Origin of the sequence: Cyanobium sp. Copco_Reservoir_LC18 (assembly GCF_009834675.1) — a bacterium.
In the GTDB taxonomy this organism is placed as follows: Bacteria; Cyanobacteriota; Cyanobacteriia; order PCC-6307; family Cyanobiaceae; genus Cyanobium; species Cyanobium minutissimum.
In genome coordinates, this window is the sequence record NZ_ASAC01000008.1 from 24,595 (window position 1) to 40,703 (window position 16,109).

General features: G+C 72.9%; 19 protein-coding genes and 1 tRNA gene. 8 read left to right on the forward strand and 12 right to left on the reverse strand.

The window, feature by feature from the left end:
- Positions 1 to 4: 4 nt before the first annotated feature.
- The 3 genes from msrB to L107_RS03310 form a co-directional block, all read right to left on the reverse strand.
- Positions 5 to 418, reverse strand: a complete 414-nt coding sequence (gene msrB, locus L107_RS03300) for a peptide-methionine (R)-S-oxide reductase MsrB (protein WP_159816444.1) — start codon at positions 416 to 418, stop codon at positions 5 to 7.
- 38 nt (positions 419 to 456) lie between these two features.
- Complete coding sequence (locus tag L107_RS03305) at positions 457 to 1,755, reverse strand: glycosyl transferase (protein WP_159816445.1); 1,299 nt, start codon at positions 1,753 to 1,755, stop codon at positions 457 to 459.
- 54 nt (positions 1,756 to 1,809) lie between these two features.
- Positions 1,810 to 1,891, reverse strand: a tRNA-Leu gene (locus tag L107_RS03310).
- Positions 1,892 to 2,050: 159 nt separating this feature from the next.
- Between L107_RS03310 and accC the strand changes: the two genes are divergently transcribed.
- Entirely contained in the window at positions 2,051 to 3,400 is a 1,350-nt protein-coding gene (accC, locus tag L107_RS03315) for an acetyl-CoA carboxylase biotin carboxylase subunit (RefSeq protein ID WP_159816446.1), read from the forward strand.
- Positions 3,401 to 3,412: 12 nt separating this feature from the next.
- Here accC and L107_RS03320 read toward each other — a convergent pair whose 3' ends face one another.
- Positions 3,413 to 3,742, reverse strand: coding sequence for a YggT family protein (locus L107_RS03320; protein ID WP_159816447.1), 330 nt, complete (start codon positions 3,740 to 3,742; stop codon positions 3,413 to 3,415).
- An 85-nt stretch (positions 3,743 to 3,827) separates the two neighbouring features.
- Here L107_RS03320 and psbX point away from each other — a divergent pair, with 85 nt between their 5' ends.
- The 4 genes from psbX to L107_RS03340 all read left to right on the forward strand — a co-directional run bounded on the left by psbX (position 3,828) and on the right by L107_RS03340 (position 6,092).
- On the forward strand, positions 3,828 to 3,950 hold the full coding sequence (psbX, locus tag L107_RS03325; protein WP_015109102.1) for a photosystem II reaction center X protein: 123 nt from the start codon (positions 3,828 to 3,830) through the stop codon (positions 3,948 to 3,950).
- Between the two features lie 78 nt (positions 3,951 to 4,028).
- Entirely contained in the window at positions 4,029 to 5,009 is a 981-nt protein-coding gene (locus tag L107_RS03330) for a Ycf66 family protein (protein ID WP_159816448.1), read from the forward strand.
- A gap of 55 nt (positions 5,010 to 5,064) precedes the next feature.
- On the forward strand, positions 5,065 to 5,586 hold the full coding sequence (locus tag L107_RS03335) for an LpqB family beta-propeller domain-containing protein (protein WP_159816449.1): 522 nt from the start codon (positions 5,065 to 5,067) through the stop codon (positions 5,584 to 5,586).
- Positions 5,583 to 6,092 carry a hypothetical protein gene (locus tag L107_RS03340; protein WP_159816450.1) on the forward strand — a complete coding sequence of 170 codons (510 nt, stop codon included), beginning with the start codon at positions 5,583 to 5,585 and terminating at the stop codon, positions 6,090 to 6,092. The genes L107_RS03335 and L107_RS03340 overlap by 4 nt, the downstream gene beginning before the upstream one ends.
- Here the strand turns inward: L107_RS03340 and L107_RS03345 are convergent, their stop codons facing one another.
- The 3 genes from L107_RS03345 to L107_RS03355 all read right to left on the reverse strand — a co-directional run bounded on the left by L107_RS03345 (position 6,093) and on the right by L107_RS03355 (position 8,752).
- Entirely contained in the window at positions 6,093 to 6,311 is a 219-nt protein-coding gene (locus L107_RS03345) for a chlorophyll a/b-binding protein (RefSeq protein WP_159816451.1), read from the reverse strand.
- Between the two features lie 4 nt (positions 6,312 to 6,315).
- On the reverse strand, positions 6,316 to 8,337 hold the full coding sequence (locus L107_RS03350) for an ABC transporter ATP-binding protein/permease (protein WP_159816452.1): 2,022 nt from the start codon (positions 8,335 to 8,337) through the stop codon (positions 6,316 to 6,318).
- Positions 8,338 to 8,407: 70 nt separating this feature from the next.
- Entirely contained in the window at positions 8,408 to 8,752 is a 345-nt protein-coding gene (locus L107_RS03355) for a histidine triad nucleotide-binding protein (protein WP_159816453.1), read from the reverse strand.
- 57 nt (positions 8,753 to 8,809) lie between these two features.
- On the opposite strand from L107_RS03355, the gene L107_RS03360 reads away from it, so the two are divergent.
- On the forward strand, positions 8,810 to 10,348 hold the full coding sequence (locus L107_RS03360) for a YifB family Mg chelatase-like AAA ATPase (RefSeq protein ID WP_159816454.1): 1,539 nt from the start codon (positions 8,810 to 8,812) through the stop codon (positions 10,346 to 10,348).
- Positions 10,349 to 10,378: 30 nt separating this feature from the next.
- Here the strand turns inward: L107_RS03360 and L107_RS16320 are convergent, their stop codons facing one another.
- From L107_RS16320 to def, 5 genes are all read right to left on the reverse strand, one after another.
- Positions 10,379 to 10,519, reverse strand: coding sequence for a hypothetical protein (locus L107_RS16320; RefSeq protein ID WP_201295790.1), 141 nt, complete (start codon positions 10,517 to 10,519; stop codon positions 10,379 to 10,381).
- Between the two features lie 140 nt (positions 10,520 to 10,659).
- A complete protein-coding gene (gene rpsU, locus L107_RS03365; protein ID WP_006172073.1) occupies positions 10,660 to 10,830 on the reverse strand; it encodes a 30S ribosomal protein S21 in 171 nt (56 codons plus the stop codon).
- 61 nt (positions 10,831 to 10,891) lie between these two features.
- Positions 10,892 to 11,761, reverse strand: a complete 870-nt coding sequence (locus tag L107_RS17005; protein ID WP_370515350.1) for a DUF3747 domain-containing protein — start codon at positions 11,759 to 11,761, stop codon at positions 10,892 to 10,894.
- A gap of 143 nt (positions 11,762 to 11,904) precedes the next feature.
- Positions 11,905 to 12,102, reverse strand: coding sequence for a hypothetical protein (locus L107_RS03375; protein WP_015109112.1), 198 nt, complete (start codon positions 12,100 to 12,102; stop codon positions 11,905 to 11,907).
- Between the two features lie 5 nt (positions 12,103 to 12,107).
- On the reverse strand, positions 12,108 to 12,713 hold the full coding sequence (gene def, locus L107_RS03380; protein ID WP_159816456.1) for a peptide deformylase: 606 nt from the start codon (positions 12,711 to 12,713) through the stop codon (positions 12,108 to 12,110).
- Between the two features lie 85 nt (positions 12,714 to 12,798).
- On the opposite strand from def, the gene L107_RS03385 reads away from it, so the two are divergent.
- Both L107_RS03385 and L107_RS03390 read left to right on the forward strand, forming a co-directional pair.
- The gene (locus L107_RS03385; protein ID WP_159816485.1) at positions 12,799 to 14,682 is read left to right on the forward strand and encodes a S9 family peptidase; all 1,884 of its coding nucleotides are present in this window, start codon (positions 12,799 to 12,801) and stop codon (positions 14,680 to 14,682) included.
- A complete protein-coding gene (locus tag L107_RS03390; protein WP_159816457.1) occupies positions 14,679 to 16,103 on the forward strand; it encodes a sodium/glutamate symporter in 1,425 nt (474 codons plus the stop codon). Before L107_RS03385 ends, L107_RS03390 begins: the two co-directional genes overlap by 4 nt.
- Positions 16,104 to 16,109 lie beyond the last annotated feature (6 nt).

Genomic DNA, 16,109 nt, shown 5'->3' on the forward strand with positions numbered 1-16,109 from the left:
CGGCTCAGCCCTCGGCGAACTGCAGCGACGCCGAATTGACGCAGTAGCGCAGACCGGTGGGGGTGGGCCCGTCGTTGAAGACATGGCCGAGGTGGGCATCGCAGGTCGCGCAGCGGATCTCGGTGCGCTCCATGCCATGGGAGCGGTCGGTGTGGGTGGTGATCGCTCCGTCGCTCACCCCCTGCCAGAAGCTGGGCCAGCCGGTGCCGGAATCGAACTTGGTGGCGGAACTGAACAGCTCGCTGCCGCAGCAGACGCAGTGATACATCCCGGTGGCCTTGTTGTTCCAGTAGGCGCCGGTGAAGGCCCGCTCGGTGCCCCCCTCCCGCGCCACCCGGTACTGCTCGGGTGTCAGCTTCGCGCGCCAGTCGGCGTCGGCAGGGACGGTGGTGGAGGGGGTGGAATCGCTCGGCTGCATCGTGACGAGCCCCTGATGGGGCCATGGTGAACGGAATCCTATCCAGATCGCACCGGCGCCCCGGAGGACTCCGGTGGCGGCAGCAGGCCCCGCACCATGGCCGCCACCGCCGCCACGGCGCCGGGCGCCCCCCGCAGGCTGCGCAGGTCGTCGGCCATGGCCGCCAGGCGCTCGGGATGCTCCAGCCAGTCGGCGGCCTCCGCGGCGATCTGGGCCGGTTCGATCGGCCCCACCCGCTCCGGCACCACGGCGCGGCCGGCGGAGATGTTGGGCCAGGCCAGGAAGCCGCGCTGGCGCATCCGCCAGGCGGTGAGGGCCACCCCCACCAGACGGCGCAGCAGGGGCAGCCGGGCCACCAGCCCCATCCAGCCGTCCCAGGCCTGCATCACCGCCAGGTGCTGGGTCGGCACCAGCACGATCATCGGCACCGCCAGGGCCCCCAGCTCGGCGGTGTTGGCCCCCACCGTGGTCAGCGCCAGGGCGCACTGGCTCAGGGCGGCATGGGCGGGATGGCGCTCCAGCAGCAGGATGCGGGTGCCGGCCGCCGTGACGATCTCGTCGCCCCGGAGCTGGGGCTCGCCGGCTCCCCGGTGGCGGTTCAGCGGGTTGGCGGGCCCGCCGTAGGCCAGCAGTTCCCGCACCGTGGTGGTGGGGGCCACCGGCAGCAGAAAGCGGCAGCCGGGCCGCAGGGCCGCCAGCCGGTCGGCGGTCTCCAGCAGGAAGGGCACCCCCACCAGCAGCTTGGCCCGCTTCGAGCCGGGCAGCAGGGCCACCCAGTCGCCGGGCGGGAGGGGATCGTCCTGGCGGGCCAGGGTCGAGAGGTCCGCCATCAGGTCGCCCACCACCGTGGCCCGCTGCCGCCAGCGGGGGGCCAGGCGGCCGGCGGCGGTGGGGCCCATCACGGCGATGCGGTCGTTCCAGCGGGGCCAGCGGGCCACCCACTCGGCGTAGGTGAGGTGGCGGTAGCCCAGGCGGGCGGAGAGCAGCACGGTCCAGAACTGGTCGCCGCCCAGAAACACCACCACGCCCCGCGCGGGCCAGGGGCCGTGGCGGCGGGGCCGCAGCAGCAGCCACCAGAACCGGGAGGCCGGCAGCACGCGCTCGAACAGCCCCCAGTCCCGGGCCACCCGATGCTCCGCCCCGGTGGCATTGGGGCAGGGGACCAGCACCAGCCGCAGGCTGCAGGGGGACGCCGGATCCCGGGGCCGCAGGGGCTGCAGCCGATGGAGCTGCTCAGCCAGCGGCCGCACCCAGGTGCTCAGCTCGCCCGGGCCGTTGCTGACCAGCACGATCGCGCTCGCGGCGGCTGGAGCGGAGACCGGCGAGGGCTGGGACAAGAGAACCGCTGGGTCCGGGGGACGGGGGCGGGAAACGGAGCGGGAAAAGAGAAATGCGGATGGCGAGACTTGAACTCGCAAGGCCGAAGCCACACGCCCCTCAAACGTGCGTGTCTACCAATTCCACCACATCCGCGTGGTCGGAGCGGGCCGGGGCCCTCACCGACTGAGCAATATACGCACAGGCTTCCCCAGCCCCGGCGACCCTGATGCGGGGCGGCGCCGGTGAGCGCTGATACAGTCCGCCCCGGCACGGCCGCACCCCCCGCCTGCCCCCATCGCCGGACCTGCACGGATGCCCATCGGCAAACTGCTGATCGCCAACCGCGGCGAAATCGCCCTCCGCATCCTGCGCAGCTGCCGGGAGCTCGGCATCGCCACAGTGGCCGTCTACAGCACCGTGGACAAGAACGCCCTGCACGTGCAGCTGGCCGATGAGGCCGTCTGCGTGGGCGAAGCCCCCAGCAGCCGCAGCTATCTCAACGTTCCCAACATCCTGGCGGCCGCCACCTCCCGCGGCGCCGACGCCATCCACCCCGGCTACGGCTTCCTGGCGGAGAACGCCGACTTCGCCGAGAAGTGCCTCGACCACGGCCTGATCTTCGTGGGCCCCTCGCCGGCCTCGATCCTGGCCATGGGTGACAAGTCGACGGCGAAGATCACCATGCAGCGGGTGGGGGTACCCACGATCCCCGGCAGCGAGGGGCTGCTGGAGGATCCCACCGAGGCCGCCAGCCTCGCCGCCGCCATGGGCTATCCGGTGATGATCAAGGCCACCGCCGGCGGCGGCGGCCGGGGCATGCGCCTGGTGCCGGAGGCCAGCCAGCTCGACACCCTGTTCCGGGCCGCCCAGGGGGAGGCGGAGGCCGCCTTCGGCAACCCGGGCCTCTACATGGAGAAATTCATCGACCGGCCCCGGCACGTGGAGGTGCAGGTGCTGGCTGACCGCCACGGCAACGTGGTGCACCTCGGGGAGCGCGACTGCTCGATCCAGCGCCGCCACCAGAAACTGCTGGAGGAGGCCCCCAGCCCGGGGCTCGATCCCGAGCTGCGCCGACGCATGGGCCAGGCGGCGGTGGCGGCGGCCCGCTGCATCAACTACGAGGGCGCCGGCACGGTGGAGTTCCTGGTCGACCGCGGCGGGGGTTTCTACTTCATGGAGATGAACACGCGCATCCAGGTGGAGCATCCCGTCACCGAAATGGTGACGGGCATCGACCTGATCGCCGAGCAGCTGCGCATCGCCGGCGGCGAGCCGATCTCCGTCCGCCAGGACGAGATCCACATCAGCGGCCACGCCATCGAGTGCCGCATCAACGCCGAGGATCCGCGCCACAACTTCCGCCCGGCCCCGGGCAAGATCACCGGCTGGCTGCCCCCCGGCGGGCCGGGGGTGCGCATCGACAGCCACGTCTACACGGGCTATGAGATCCCGCCCTTCTACGACTCCCTGATCGGCAAGCTGATCGTCTGGGGGACCGACCGGGACCACGCCATCCGACGCATGCGCCGGGCCCTGTCGGAATGTGCCGTGACGGGGATTCCCACCACCATCGAATTCCACCTGGCCCTGCTGGATCGCCAGGAGTTCCAGCGCGGTGAGGTCTGGACCAAGTTCGTCGAGGAGGAGATGCTGAACCGCTGAGCGGGCACCAGCTCAGCCGACGGCCTGGCTGCGCAGCAGGGCCTGGGTGACCAGCCCCTGCTGACCCACCAGCAGCTCCCGCAGCAGGCTGACCAGCCCCACCCAGACCACCGGCGTCACGTCGACACCGCCGATGGGCTGGATCAGGCGGCGGGTGAGGGCCAGAACGGGCTCGGTGGGCGCCCCCACCAGTCGCATCACCCCCTTGGTGAGGTCCACACCGGGGTACCAGGTGAGGACGATGCGGAACAGGAACAGCAGGGTCCAGCCCGCCAGGACCAGCCCCAGGGCCAGGTGCAGCAGGGGCAGGAGGGCCGGTGCGGAAAGGGCCGGAGCCGTCACAAAGCTCTAAGCGTCGGAAGCCTGATCGTAGGAAGCGGCCCTCCCTGCCTAGGATCCGCCGAGCTGTCCGGAGCGAACGCCTGCCATGACCCCATCCCTCGCCAACTTCCTCAGCAGCCTCGCCTGGGGCGCGGTCATCGTGGTGATCCCCATCTCCATCGCCCTGGTGCTGATCAGCCAGAACGACCAGGTCGACCGGCGCCTCTGAGCCGGCGGCCCCCCGCGCCTGCCGATGACAGGGCGGGCGCGGTCCTTAGAGTGGGGCCCGTCGCCCGGGTGAACCGCCGTGGTCAACGCCAGCCTCAACTGGGCCAGCATCGTCGGCATCGTCCTGGCGGTCGGTGGAGCCTTCCTTTACTTCATGAGGAGCTTCAAGCCGGCCCTGGCCCGCGACTACGACGTCTTCTTCGCCGCCATCGGCCTTCTCTGCGGCGGCATCCTCTTCTTCCAGGGCTGGCGCCTGGATCCGATCCTGCAGTTCGGCCAGTTCCTGCTGGCCGGCACCACGGTCTTCTTCGCCTACGAGAGCGTGCGGCTGCGGGGGGTGACCACCGAGCAGGCCCGCCGCTCCTCCTATTTCGACGACGAGGAACCCGCCGCCCCTTTCCGGCCCCGGGGGGGCCTCGGCGGCGGTCGCAGCTGGGAGGACGAGCCCGACCGCTTCGACGAGCCTGAACCGCTGCGGCGCCGCATCCCCTCCCGCGAAGAACCGGAGGACGATTTCTACCGGCCACGCCGCCCCAGCCGGGCCGCCATCCCCGAGCGGGCCGCCAGCCGTCGCGACGAGCAGGAATCCTGGGACAACCCCAGGGCAGAGCGTCCCCCAGGCCGCCCCGACCGTCCCCCCCTCGACGACCGACCCGACCGGACCGCCGGCCGCTACAGCGCCGGTGGCCAGGGCCGCTCCGCCACTGCTGATTTCGGCGCCCGTCGCCGGGACCGCGACAGCGCCCCCGAGCCCCGCCGCGGCTCCCGCCCGTTGGCGGCGGCCGACACGGTGCCCCGCTCCGCCCGTCGTGGCACCGCCCCGACGGGCCGGGACGCCGCCACTGGCCCCGCGGCCGCCGGTCCGCCGGGAACGCCCATGGGCACTCCGATCCGCCCCAGCTCCCGCGGCGGCGCCGCCGATGACGTCAGTGATGCCGACTTCTCGCCGATGGCCAGCGGCCGGCCCCGGCCGGCGGGCCCGGAGACCCGCCCGCCGGCAGCCGAGCCTTCCGCCCGCCCCCCTGTTGCCAGGGACAACAGCTCCCGTTTCGACGACTGATCCGCCACCTCGCCGGCGGCGGCGCCCGGCTGGTGCCCGTGTGCCGCTGCTGGCGGTGGCCCTCTTGGCCCTGCTCCTCTCCGGCTGCGGCAGCTGGAGCTGGGGTCGCCGCAGCGCCGGGCCGGTGGGCTGGGGCAGCGCCGACCGTCAGGATCCGGCCCTGAGCGGCAACGGCCGCGTCCTGGCCAGCGTCGTGCGTCGGGACGGCCGCGACACGGTGCTGCTGCAGGAGCAGCCCTCCGGCACGGTGCTGCCCCTGCGCCACCTGCAGCGGCTGCAGCCCCACCGCTCCCCGTCCCTGAGCTGGAACGGCCGCTATCTGGCCCTGCTGGTTCAGGAGGGCCCGCAGCGGCGGGTGGTCATCGAGGACCGGGCCACAGGACGGCTGCACCGCCTGCCGTTGCCGGGCAGCCTGGTGCCCGACAGCCTCAGCCTGGCCCCCGACGGCCGGCGCCTCGCCGTCGCCACCGAGGGGGACGGCCGCTCCCGGGTGCAGCTGTACGACCTCACCGCCCTGCTGGAGCCGGACCTGCCCGCCGGCCTGGCCGTGCGGGGCGCGCCGGGTGACGCCCCATGACAGCCGGGGCCGGCAGGCTGGTGCGCGCGCGTGCGGCGGTGGCGGCCGTGGCGGCCCTGCCGCCGCTGCTGGCGGGCTGCCTGGGTCCGCTGCCCCAGCCGCTGGTGGGGCTGAACCAGCGGCTCGAGGCGGCCGGCCCCGCCCGGGCCCCGTCCCTCTCCGGCGACTGGCTGGCCCTGATTGTCAGCCGCGATGGCCGCGACCGGGTGCAGCTGGTGAACCTGCAGCGCCTGCAGCCGGTGCCCCTGCCGGGCCTGGAGCGCCCCGATGCCCAGCCCCTGAGCGTGGCGGTGGATGGCCGCGGTGAGCGACTGGCCCTGGTGCGCCAGCTGGAGGGGCGCACGGAGCTGGTGCTCTACCGCCGCAACCTGATGGCCCTGCAGCCGGTGCCGCTGCAGCCCCCCGGCGTGCCCCGGCGGGTGTCGCTGCGGGCCGACGGCCGGGAGCTGGCGGTGGAGGTGAGTCGCCAGGGCCAGTGGCAGGTGGACCTGATCGCCGTGCCCTGATCAGGGCACAAGGCCGGCCCAGTGCAGGAAGGTGTCGTGGCTGAGGGTCTCGATCAGCAGCACGGCGACGAAGCCGAGCATGGCGAAACGGCCGTTGACCCGCTCGGCATAGCCGCTCCAGCCGAAGGCGGGCACCTCGGAGGTGGTGGCACTGGTGGCGGGGGATGTGGCGACCGCCGGTGGGGCGTCGGCTGATGGGGTGGCGGAAGGGTCGCTCATCGGGTCAGTCCTCGCGGCCAAAGGTATAGCCGGCCGCCGGAAGCAGGCGCCAGCCGGCGTTGCCGTCGAGCTCGAGCACCGTGTCGTGGTAAGCGGTGAGGGTGGGACGGTGGCCCACGCTCACGAAGGCCATCTCCCGCTGCACCAGCAGTTCGTAGAGCGCCTTCTCCGTGGCCACGTCGAGGGCGCTGGTGGCCTCATCGAGCACCACGAACCGGGGCGAGTTGAGCAGCAGTCGGGCGAAGGCCAGGCGCTGCTGCTCGCCGAGGGAGAGCAGCCGCGGCCAGTCCTGCTTGATGTCCAGGTCGGGATAGCGATGCACCAGATCGGGCAGGCGCACCTCCTCGAGCACGTGGCGCAGCTGCTCGTCGCTGAAGCGGTCGGTGGGCTGGGGGTAGCAGAGCTGCTCCCGCAGGCTGCCCAGCAGCATGTAGGGCTTCTGGGGGATGAACATCAGCTCCCCCACCGGCGGCCGCTGCACGTGGCCGGCGGCGGGCGGCCAGAGGCCGCTCACCAGCCGCAGGAAGGAGGTCTTGCCGCAGCCCGACGGGCCCACCACCAGCAGCCGCTGGTTGGCGGTGACCTCCAGGCTGAGGTCCCGCACCAGCAGGCGTTTGGTGCGCGGCGGCACCAGATCCACGTGGCTCACCAGGATCGATTCCGGGCGCACGGCCCCGGCACCGGCCCCCATGGCACCCCCGGCGGAGGCCTGCTCGGCGGCCACGAACTCGGCCATGTCGGCACTGATCGACTCCACCTTGCCCTGGAAGCCCTCAAGACGGCTGATGGAGGCGGAGAAGGCGGCCAGCCGGTCGATGTTGTTGACGATGTAGCTGACCGAGAACAGCACCTGGGAGAAGGCGATGCTGGCCTGGCCGAACACCCCGAAATCCACCTCCTTGGCGAAGTAGATCGGCGCGATCACCAGCCAGGGCAGGAAACGGGAGAAGTAGTCGTAGGAGCGCTGGATGACGCTGATCAGCGCCTCCCAAATGATCAGGCGGTTGTAGTTGACGATCACCCCGTCCAGGCGCCGTTCCCCCTCCTTCTGCTCCTGGCGCTCGCCCCGATAGAAGGCGATCGATTCGGCGTTGTCGCGGATGTGGACCAGGCCGTAGCGGAAATCGGCCTCCAGCTTCAGCTGCTGGTAGTTGAGGTTCACCAGCTTGCGGCTGGCGAACACGATCAGGGCCGTACCGCCCACCGAATAGGCCAGCAGCCACAGGGCCAGGGTCTGGTTGATGCTCCAGAGAACGATGATGAAGCTGAAGAAGGTGAGCAGGGCGGAGATGATCTCCACCGTGACGCTCAGGCTGGTGGCGGTGAAGCTGGCCGCATCCTGGGAGATCCGCTGGTCCGGGTTGTCGATCTCCTCGACGGATTCGTCGTTTGGATTGAGGACGTAGTAGGCCCGGTTGGTGAGATAGCGGCCCAGCATGCGGCCGCTGAGCCACTCCCGCCACAGCAGACCCAGCTTGGGAATCAGGTAGCTCTGGATGGCGCGGATCGGCAGGGCCAGCACCAGACAGAAGGCGTAGATCGCGACGATCTTCCAGAACTCCTCCGCCTTGTACGCCACCAGGGCGTTCTCGATGTTCCGGGCGATGAAGCTGATGCCGACGTTGATGCCGTTGATCACCAGGATCAGCAGGGCGATGATGCCCAGCAGCAGCCAGGGCAGCCAGCGTCCCTGGCGCAGCTTGGCCCGCAGGCTGATGAAGGCGCCCACACCGGCGGCGAACAGCACCATGATCACGATGCCGATCGGCCCGCTCCAGACCGCCGCCACCTGCTCCGGCACCCCGGGCAGGAAGCGGTTGCGCAGTTCGGGAATCCAGGCCCCGGCCGCCGCCACCACGCCGGTGAGCAGCAGCAGGGTGAAGCCCACCACCACCGCCAGCAGGGCCACCACAAGGAGAAGAAACTGGCCGCTGCCGCCGCCGCCTTCGTCGAGGGGCAGGAAGTAGGGCTGGGCCAGGCGCTGCAGCTTGCCCAGCTGCTCGCGAAGGGCCTTCAGAGGGGACATGGGCGTGGGCGGATCGCGCCATTCTCACCGCCGGCCCCACCCGGCCGCGGCCGCGGTGTGCAGCCGGTGATCAGCCCGGCGGCCAGGCCAGCGGGCGGCCGCCGATCACGTGCAGATGCAGGTGGAACACGGTCTGGCCGGCCTCGGCGCCGCTGTTGATGACGGTGCGCCAGCTCTCGAGCCCCTCCAGCCGGGCCACCTTGGCGGCCACCAGCAGCAGGTGGCCCAGCAGGGCCTGGTGCTCGGCGGCGGCCTCCCCCAGCTGGGGGATGGGCTCGCGCGGAATCACCAGCACATGCACCGGGGCCTGGGGATTCACATCCCGGAAGGCCAGGCAGAGGTCGTCGGCATAGACCTCCTGACAGGGAATCTCGCCCCGCAGGATGCGGCCGAAGATGGTGTCGCTGCTGGCCATGGCACGCCGGGGAGTGGTCGGGAGGTGGCACTGAACGGGCAGTGAGCTCCCCGGATGATGTTGGCACGGTGCAGCAGCGGCGCCCTGCGGGGCTTCGAGGCCCTGCCGGTGACGGTGGAGGTGGACATCGCCCCGGGGCTGCCGGGGTTGCGGGTGGTGGGCCTGGCGGATGCGGCGGCCCAGGAGTCCCGGGAGCGGGTGCGGGGGGCGCTGCGCAACGGCGGCCTGCGGGTGCCCCTCACCCGGGTGGTGGTCAACCTGGCCCCCGCCGACCTGCCCAAGGCGGGGCCCGGCTTCGATCTGCCCATCGCCCTGGGGCTGCTGGTGGCCAGCCAGCAGCTGGCCGCGGCCCAGGTGGAGGGGATCTGGAGCGCGGGGGAGCTGGGCCTCGACGGCCGGCTGCGGCCGATCCGGGGGGTGCTGGCCCTGGCCCTGGCGGCGCGGCGGCAGGGGGCCCGGGCCCTGGTGGTGCCGGCGGCCAACGCCACCGAGGCCGCCCTGGTGGAGGGGCTGCCCGTCTGGGGGGCCGAGCACCTGGGGGAGGTGGTGGCCCTGCTGCGGGATCCGGGGCGCGCGGCGGCACCGGCGGCGGCGGTCCCGCCGGAGCCGTCGCTGGCCGCGCCCGACCTGGCCGAGGTGCGGGGCCAGGCCCATGGCCGCCGGGCCCTGGAGATCGCCGCGGCCGGCGGCCACCACCTGCTGCTGGTGGGGGCGCCCGGCAGCGGCAAGACGATGCTGGCCCGGCGTCTGCCGACGCTGCTGCCACCCCTGTCGCACCAGGAGGCCCTGGAGGTCACCCAGCTCCACTCCCTGGCCGGGCTGCTGGGGGAGGGGGCCGGCCTGCGGCGCCAGCGCCCCTTCCGCAGCCCCCACCACGGCTGCTCCGCCGCCGCCCTGATCGGTGGTGGCGCCGTTCCCCGGCCAGGGGAGCTGAGCCTGGCCCACCACGGGGTCCTGTTCCTCGATGAGCTGGCGGAGTTCCGCCGCGAGGTGCTCGACCAGCTGCGCCAGCCCCTGGAGGAGGGGGAGCTGTGGATCAGCCGCACCCGGCAGCGCTGCCGCTTCCCCAGCCGCGTGCTGCTGGTGGCGGCCACCAACCCCTGTCCCTGCGGCTGGTATGGCGACCCCAGCCAGAGCTGCCGCTGCGGTGAGGCCCAGCGGCGGCGGCACTGGGGGCGCCTCTCCGGGCCCCTGCTCGACCGGATCGACCTGCAGGTGGTGATGCGCCGCCCCGAGGCCCGGGAACTGGGCGGGGCCTATCGCGGGGGGCACGAGGCGGCGCTGCCCGCCGGTGAGTCGAGCGCGGTGGTGGCCCGGCGGGTGGCGGCGGCGCGCCGTCGGATGGGCGCGCGCAACCCGCAGGGGGCGGCCAACGGACAACTGGATGGGCCGTCGCTGGCGGCGGTGGTGGATCCGGCGCCGGAGGCCCTGGCCCTGTGGGAGCGCGCCATCAGCCAGCGCCGCCTCTCCGCCAGGGGGGCGGAGCGGGTGCTGCGGGTGGCCCGCACCATCGCCGATCTGGCCGGCGAGGTGCGGGTGACGTGCCCGGCCATCGCCGAAGCCCTCAGTTACCGATCCTTCGACAGGATCGACTGAGGAAGCGGATCCGAGGAAGCGAAGCGGACCTCAGCGGCGCCGGCGCCGCGGCGGGCTGTCGCTGTAGGGCTGCACCCCGATGAGGGGCGGCCGGTGCTGGGCTTCCTCACCCGGATTGCCCCAGGCATGGTTGACCGTCTCCGCCAACCAGTGGCTGAGCCGCTCAAGCATGGAGGCTGACCGTGGCTGGTCTGCGGTGGAGGCGACCGGATGGCCCATGGACCCTGCTGCGATGGCCCCTCCAGCCTGGAGGCGGCCGCTGGCCAGGGCAACAGGTAGAAGCACCTGAAGCGTCGGCTCCGAGGCGGGGCTCAGCGGCGGCGGCGGCGCTGCTGGGCCTTGCGCTTGTACTTCTCGGTGGGGGTTTCGTGGTGGCGCAGCCGCTTCAGATCGGCAAAGATGCCCGCCTTGGACACCTGGCGCTTGAAGCGGCGCAGGGCCGATTCGATGCCTTCGTTTTCGCCGACGGTGACCTGGGTCATGAAGTACTGCTGAGACGTTCGCAGCGTTGCACCCTAGCAAGCGGGGCTTCGGGGCCCCGCCTCAGAGCTTGGTGGCGGGGATGGCCGGCGGAGCCACGGGCTGCTGGGCGGCGGCGGGAGCCGACTCCCCGGCTGGGTCGACGGCCGTGGGACGGGTCGTGGCCGGCTGCACCCGGCGCCCGGCGGCGGCAGGCCGGCGGTTCGGGACTGCCGCGGCAGGGGTGCTGGCCGGGGCTGTCGCGGCGGGCGGGCCGACGGGGCCAGCCGGGGCGGGCGTACCCGTGCTGGCCGGGGCCGGCGTGCCCGTGCTGGCGGCGGGCTGGGCCGGGAGGGAGGGATTGCTCGGGGCGGGCTGGGCCGCCGTGGCCGCCGTTCCCGGCCAGCTGTCGGCATAGACGTACAGGTGGCCGAGGTTGCGGCCGCCGAACTGGCGCCGCATCAGCCGCCAGCCCGGCTCCATGTGGAGCTTGAGGAAGCCGGGCGCACTGCCCCGGGTGCGGGCCACCACCATCTCAGGGCCGGCTCCGGCCCTGGTGGGGAAGGCCAGCAGCAGCATGTCGCCGCCGCTGCGGGTGACCATCAGCCGGTAGGAGGTGGCCAGGTCCTGGCCGCCCACCCGCACCGAATAGCCGTTGGCGTCGATGTAGCGGTTGCAGATGCCGGTGAAATCGAAGGTGGCCAGCAGGGGGTTCACAGGGGACGGCAGGCCCTCGCCCACCTCGAAGCAGGGGCGCACCGGCTTGAGCTGCTCGTAGATGTTCAGCTGGGCCTTGTCGCCCCGGGTGCCGATGGGGGCCGCCACCAGCAGGAAGTTCTGCTGATCCACCTCGGCGGCGGCGAACAGGGCGGAGGCGCGGACCGGGGCGGGGGCCGTGGTGGCCAGGGCGGTCGCCAGCACCGTCAGGGCCGCCAGGCCTGCGCGGGGAAGCACGGGGAGGGTCACGGCGTTCATCGAAGCGGTCTGAATCGTATGAACGGCAACCACCGGAATCCAGCCCGTGTGTCCCAATCGGGCGGCCGGTTGTCGGGCCGGCCGTGGGGTCGCGGCGTGGTCGCGGCGGGACCGCCGCGGGCTCAGGCGGGCTTGTTGATCCGGATCGCCACCAGGAGCGCCAGCACCGTGCCCGGCAGGCTGCCGGCCAGGATCCAGCGGGTGGCCTGGACGCCCAGGTCGGGGTCGCCGTAGGAGAGCTCGAAGATCGATCCGGTGGCGGCGATGCCGAGCAGGCAGGCCAGGCCCAGGAAGAGGCCGGCCAAGGGTTTCATCGGCATGGCAATCAGCGGATCGACTGGACGTCGGAGCGGCGGAAGCCCTGCTGCTGCAGGCCCTCGTTGAGGCTGAGCTCGTCGGTGACCCGATCGACGAACAGCACACCCTGAAGATGGTCCATCTCGTGCTGGATGCAGCGGGCCAGCAGGCCGTCGGCCTTGAGGCGGCGCGGGCGACCCGTCTCGTCGCGGTAGGTGACCTCCACCACCGAGGGACGCACCACATCGAGGTAGACCCCGGGGATGCTGAGGCAACCCTCCTCGTAGGTGTTGAAGGAGGCCCCGGCGGCGGTGATCTCCGGGTTGATCAGCACCAGCGGCGGAGTGGCGGCCTCCTCGAGGTCCAGATCGATCACCAGCAGCTGGCGATGCACACCCACCTGGGGGGCCGCCAGGCCGATGCCCTTGGCGGTGTACATGCTGCGCAGCATGTCCCGGGCCAGATCCCGGATCGAGGCATCCACCTTGCTGATCCGGCGGGCCGGGGCCCGCAGCTCCTTCGAGCCCAGCTTGTGGATCTCCAGGGGTGGCCGCTCCACCGGCACCTTCGGCACCAGCACGGAATTGCCGCCCTGTTCGGCGGACCGTGCCATCTGGGCGAAGCTGCGGGCCAAATCGTCACCTGAAACGATGGGGGGATTCTAGAAGCAGCCTGCGGAGGACTCGGTGGGGGCGCAGCCATGGCCGGACACGGTGCCCTTGCCCGCCGGGCTGGCGGTCGGCCGGACAGCCGGCATCGCCGAACCGCGGCTGGAGGGGGGACGCCTGTTCTGGCTGGAGCAGCGACCTGGGGAGCGGGGACGCACCACCCTGATGGGACGGGGCGGAGCCGGCGCAGCCGCGGTGGACCTGACCCCGGGCACCTGGAACCTGCGCACCCGGGTGCACGAATACGGCGGCGGCGCCTATGCGGTGGCGGGCGACCAGGTCGTGTTCGTCGACGATGGCGACCGCTGCCTGTGGCAGGTCACCCTCACCAGCGACGGCGATCCCACCACCGTCGCGGAACCCCGGCGGCTCACCGCCCCGCCCGACCCGGAGCGGCCGCGGGCCTTCGCCGATGGCCTGATCGACCGGGGACGCCGGCGCTGGATCGGCGTGATGGAGCAGGACGGCCTCGACCGGCTCGTGGCCGTGCCCCTGGCGGGGGGTGAGCCGGAGCTGCTGCACCAGCCGGCCGATTTCTGCGGCTATGCGGTGCTGGCCCCAGGCGGCGGCCACCTGGCCTGGGTGAGCTGGGAGCAGCCGTTCATGCCCTGGGAGCGCAGCCAGCTCTGGCTGGCCGCCATCGACGCCGCTGGGCAGCTGCGCCAGGCCCGGCCGATCGCCGGCTCGGCGGCCGGGGATCCCCAGGGGATCTCGGTGTTCCAGCCCCTCTGGCTCGACGACGGCTCCCTGGTGGTGGCCAACGACCGCAGCGGCTGGTGGAACCTGGAGCGGCTGGCGGACGCGTCCGCCCTGGGGCCGGACACGCCGCCCCGCTGGCAGCCGCTCTGCCCCATGGAGGCGGAGTTCGCCACACCGCAGTGGGTCTATGGCCTGCGAACAACGGCCTGGGACGGCGAGCGGCTGCTGGCGGCGGCCTGCCGCCAGGGACGCTGGGAACTGGGCAGGCTGGCGCTGGATGGCGGCCCTTGGGAGCCGATCCCCCTGCCCTTCAGCGACCTGGCCGCCCTGAGCGCCGCAGCGGGCCGGCTGGTGGCGGTGGCCGCCGCCCCCGCCATCGGCCAGGGGCTGCTGGAGCTGGACACGGCCAGCGGCACCTGGCAGCACACACCGGCCGCCCCGGCGCCGCTGGCGGCGGAAGCGATCAGCCTCCCCGAACCCCTCTGGTTCGACGGCCACGGCGGGACGCCCACCCACGCCTGGTACTACCCGCCCCGGGGCAGCAGCCGCGCCGAGGCGCCCCTGCTGGTGAAGGGCCACAGCGGCCCCACCGCCATGGCCGGCACGGGGCTCAACCTGGCCATCCAGTTCTGGACCAGCCGCGGCTGGGGCGTGGTGGATGTGAACTACGGCGGCTCCACCGGCTTCGGGCGGGCCTACCGCGAGCGCCTTGACGGCCAGTGGGGCGTGGTGGACGTGGCCGACTGCGCCGCCGCCGCCCGGGCCGTGGTGGCGGCGGGCAAGGCCGACCCGACCCGGGTCGCCTTCGAGGGCGGCAGCGCCGGCGGCTTCACGGTGCTCGCGGCCCTGTGCTTCACCGACGTGTTCACGGCCGGCGCCGTCCGCTACCCGGTGACCGATCCGGAGGCCCTGCTGGCCGTGGAGCATCGCTTCGAGGCCCGCTACACCGAGACCCTGATCGGCCCCTGGCCCGGGGCCCGGGCGCTTTACGAAGCGCGTTCACCCCTGCGCCATGCGGCGCGGATCACGGCGCCGGTGCTGTTCTTCCACGGCCTCGACGACCGGGTGGTGCCGGCCCGTCAGAGTGAGCAGATGGTGGATGCGCTCAGGCAACGCGGACAGGAGGTGGAACTGCACCTGATCCCCGGGGAAGGCCACGGCTTCCGTGACAGCGCAGTGCGCACCGCGGTGCTCGAGGCCACCGAAGCCTTCTTCCGCCGCCGGTTCCACCTGTGATCGCCTCACTGGTGCCGGGGGTGGTGGATCGGGTGGAGTGGCTGGCCCTGGCCCTGGCCGCCCTCACCGTGCTGCTGGTGATCGGCGCCGGCATCGGCGGGCTGCTGGGCATGAAGCGCTGGGGACTGCCGGAGGCCCTGCTGGCCGGAGGCCTGGGGCTGGTGGTGGCCCCGGCCGGGCTGCTGCCCCTGCTGCCCCAGAGGGTGATCGACCTCTGGGACCAGCTGCCCCTGCCCCTGCTGACCCTGGTGTTCGCCACGCTGCTGCTGGGCAAGCCGCTGCCGAAGCTGGGGGGGCTGTGGCGCCCGCTCTCGGCCCAGGTGCTGCTGGCCCTCACCCTGGCCTTCGGCCAGTTCCTGGTGGCGGGGTTGGCGGTGCTGCTGGTGCTGCAGCCCTGGCTGGGGGTGAGCCCGGTGATGGCCTGCCTGATCGAAGTGGCCTACGAGGGCGGGCACGGCTCCGCCGCCGCCATGGGGCCCACCTATGAGCGGCTGGGCCTGGAGGGGGCCCAGGCCCTGGGGCTGGCCATGGCCACCGTCGGTCTGCTGGTGTCGACGGTGGTGGGGGGCCTGCTGGTGGTGCTGGCCCGGGCCCGGGGCTGGTTGATGTTCCCCGATGCGCTGCCGATCGAAGCGGCGATGGCGCTGGTGGAGGAGGAGACTCCGCCGCTGCGGGAGGTGCCGATGGATCTGCCCCTGGAGGCGGGCACCGTGGAGGTGCCGGCCCTGTGGCGGCAGCTCGCCGACTGGGCCGTGAACCTGGGCCTGGCGGGGGTGGCGGTGCTGTTCGGCTGCGGGGCGCTGGCGGCCCTGCGCTCCATCGCCGACGCCAGCGGCGGGGTCTTCGCCCTGGTGATCGACGCCCTGCCCGTGTTCCCCCTGGCCCTGGTGGGCTCCCTGCTGGTGCGCCTGATCCTGGAGAGGAGCGGCCAGACCCAGTGGGTCTCGACCGCCATCCAGGGGAGGACCGGCACGATCTCCGCCGATCTGCTGATCACCGCCGCCACCGCCTGCCTCGACCTGAGCCTGCTGGCCCACGACTGGATCCCTTTGGCGGTGCTGGCGGTGGTGGGCCTGCTGTGGAACCTGGGGGTGATCCTGCTGCTGGCGCCGCGGATCCTGCCGCCCGATTGGTTCGAGCGGGCGATCATCGAATTCGGTCAGGCCACGGGGGTGGCCGCCAGCGGCCTGCTGCTGCTGCGCATGGCCGACCCGGGCGACCGCAGCCAGGCGGTGACGGCCTTCTCCATCAAGCAGCTGCTGCTCCAGCCCCTGCTGGCCGGGGGCGTGATCACCGTGGTGGCCCCGCTGGTGGTGGACGGCTGGGGTCTGCCGGCCTGGACCGGGTTGTGCCTGGGCCTGGTGGTGCTCTGGAGCGGCCTGGGGCTGTGGCTGGCGGCGCGGGCCCGAGCGGCCGCCTAGAGCGTC

Excerpts from the sequence above, each read along its gene's own strand:
- msrB (WP_159816444.1), bottom strand. The coding sequence starts at position 418 with ATGCAGCCGAGCGATTCCACCCCCTCCACCACCGTCCCTGCCGACGCC.
- accC (WP_159816446.1), top strand. The coding sequence starts at position 2,051 with ATGCCCATCGGCAAACTGCTGATCGCCAACCGCGGCGAAATCGCCCTC.
- psbX (WP_015109102.1), top strand. The coding sequence starts at position 3,828 with ATGACCCCATCCCTCGCCAACTTCCTCAGCAGCCTCGCCTGGGGCGCG.
- L107_RS03340 (WP_159816450.1), top strand. The coding sequence starts at position 5,583 with ATGACAGCCGGGGCCGGCAGGCTGGTGCGCGCGCGTGCGGCGGTGGCG.
- L107_RS03345 (WP_159816451.1), bottom strand. The coding sequence starts at position 6,311 with ATGAGCGACCCTTCCGCCACCCCATCAGCCGACGCCCCACCGGCGGTC.
- L107_RS03350 (WP_159816452.1), bottom strand. The coding sequence starts at position 8,337 with ATGTCCCCTCTGAAGGCCCTTCGCGAGCAGCTGGGCAAGCTGCAGCGC.
- L107_RS03355 (WP_159816453.1), bottom strand. The coding sequence starts at position 8,752 with ATGGCCAGCAGCGACACCATCTTCGGCCGCATCCTGCGGGGCGAGATT.
- L107_RS03360 (WP_159816454.1), top strand. The coding sequence starts at position 8,810 with ATGTTGGCACGGTGCAGCAGCGGCGCCCTGCGGGGCTTCGAGGCCCTG.
- L107_RS16320 (WP_201295790.1), bottom strand. The coding sequence starts at position 10,519 with ATGCTTGAGCGGCTCAGCCACTGGTTGGCGGAGACGGTCAACCATGCC.
- rpsU (WP_006172073.1), bottom strand. The coding sequence starts at position 10,830 with ATGACCCAGGTCACCGTCGGCGAAAACGAAGGCATCGAATCGGCCCTG.
- L107_RS03375 (WP_015109112.1), bottom strand. The coding sequence starts at position 12,102 with ATGCCGATGAAACCCTTGGCCGGCCTCTTCCTGGGCCTGGCCTGCCTG.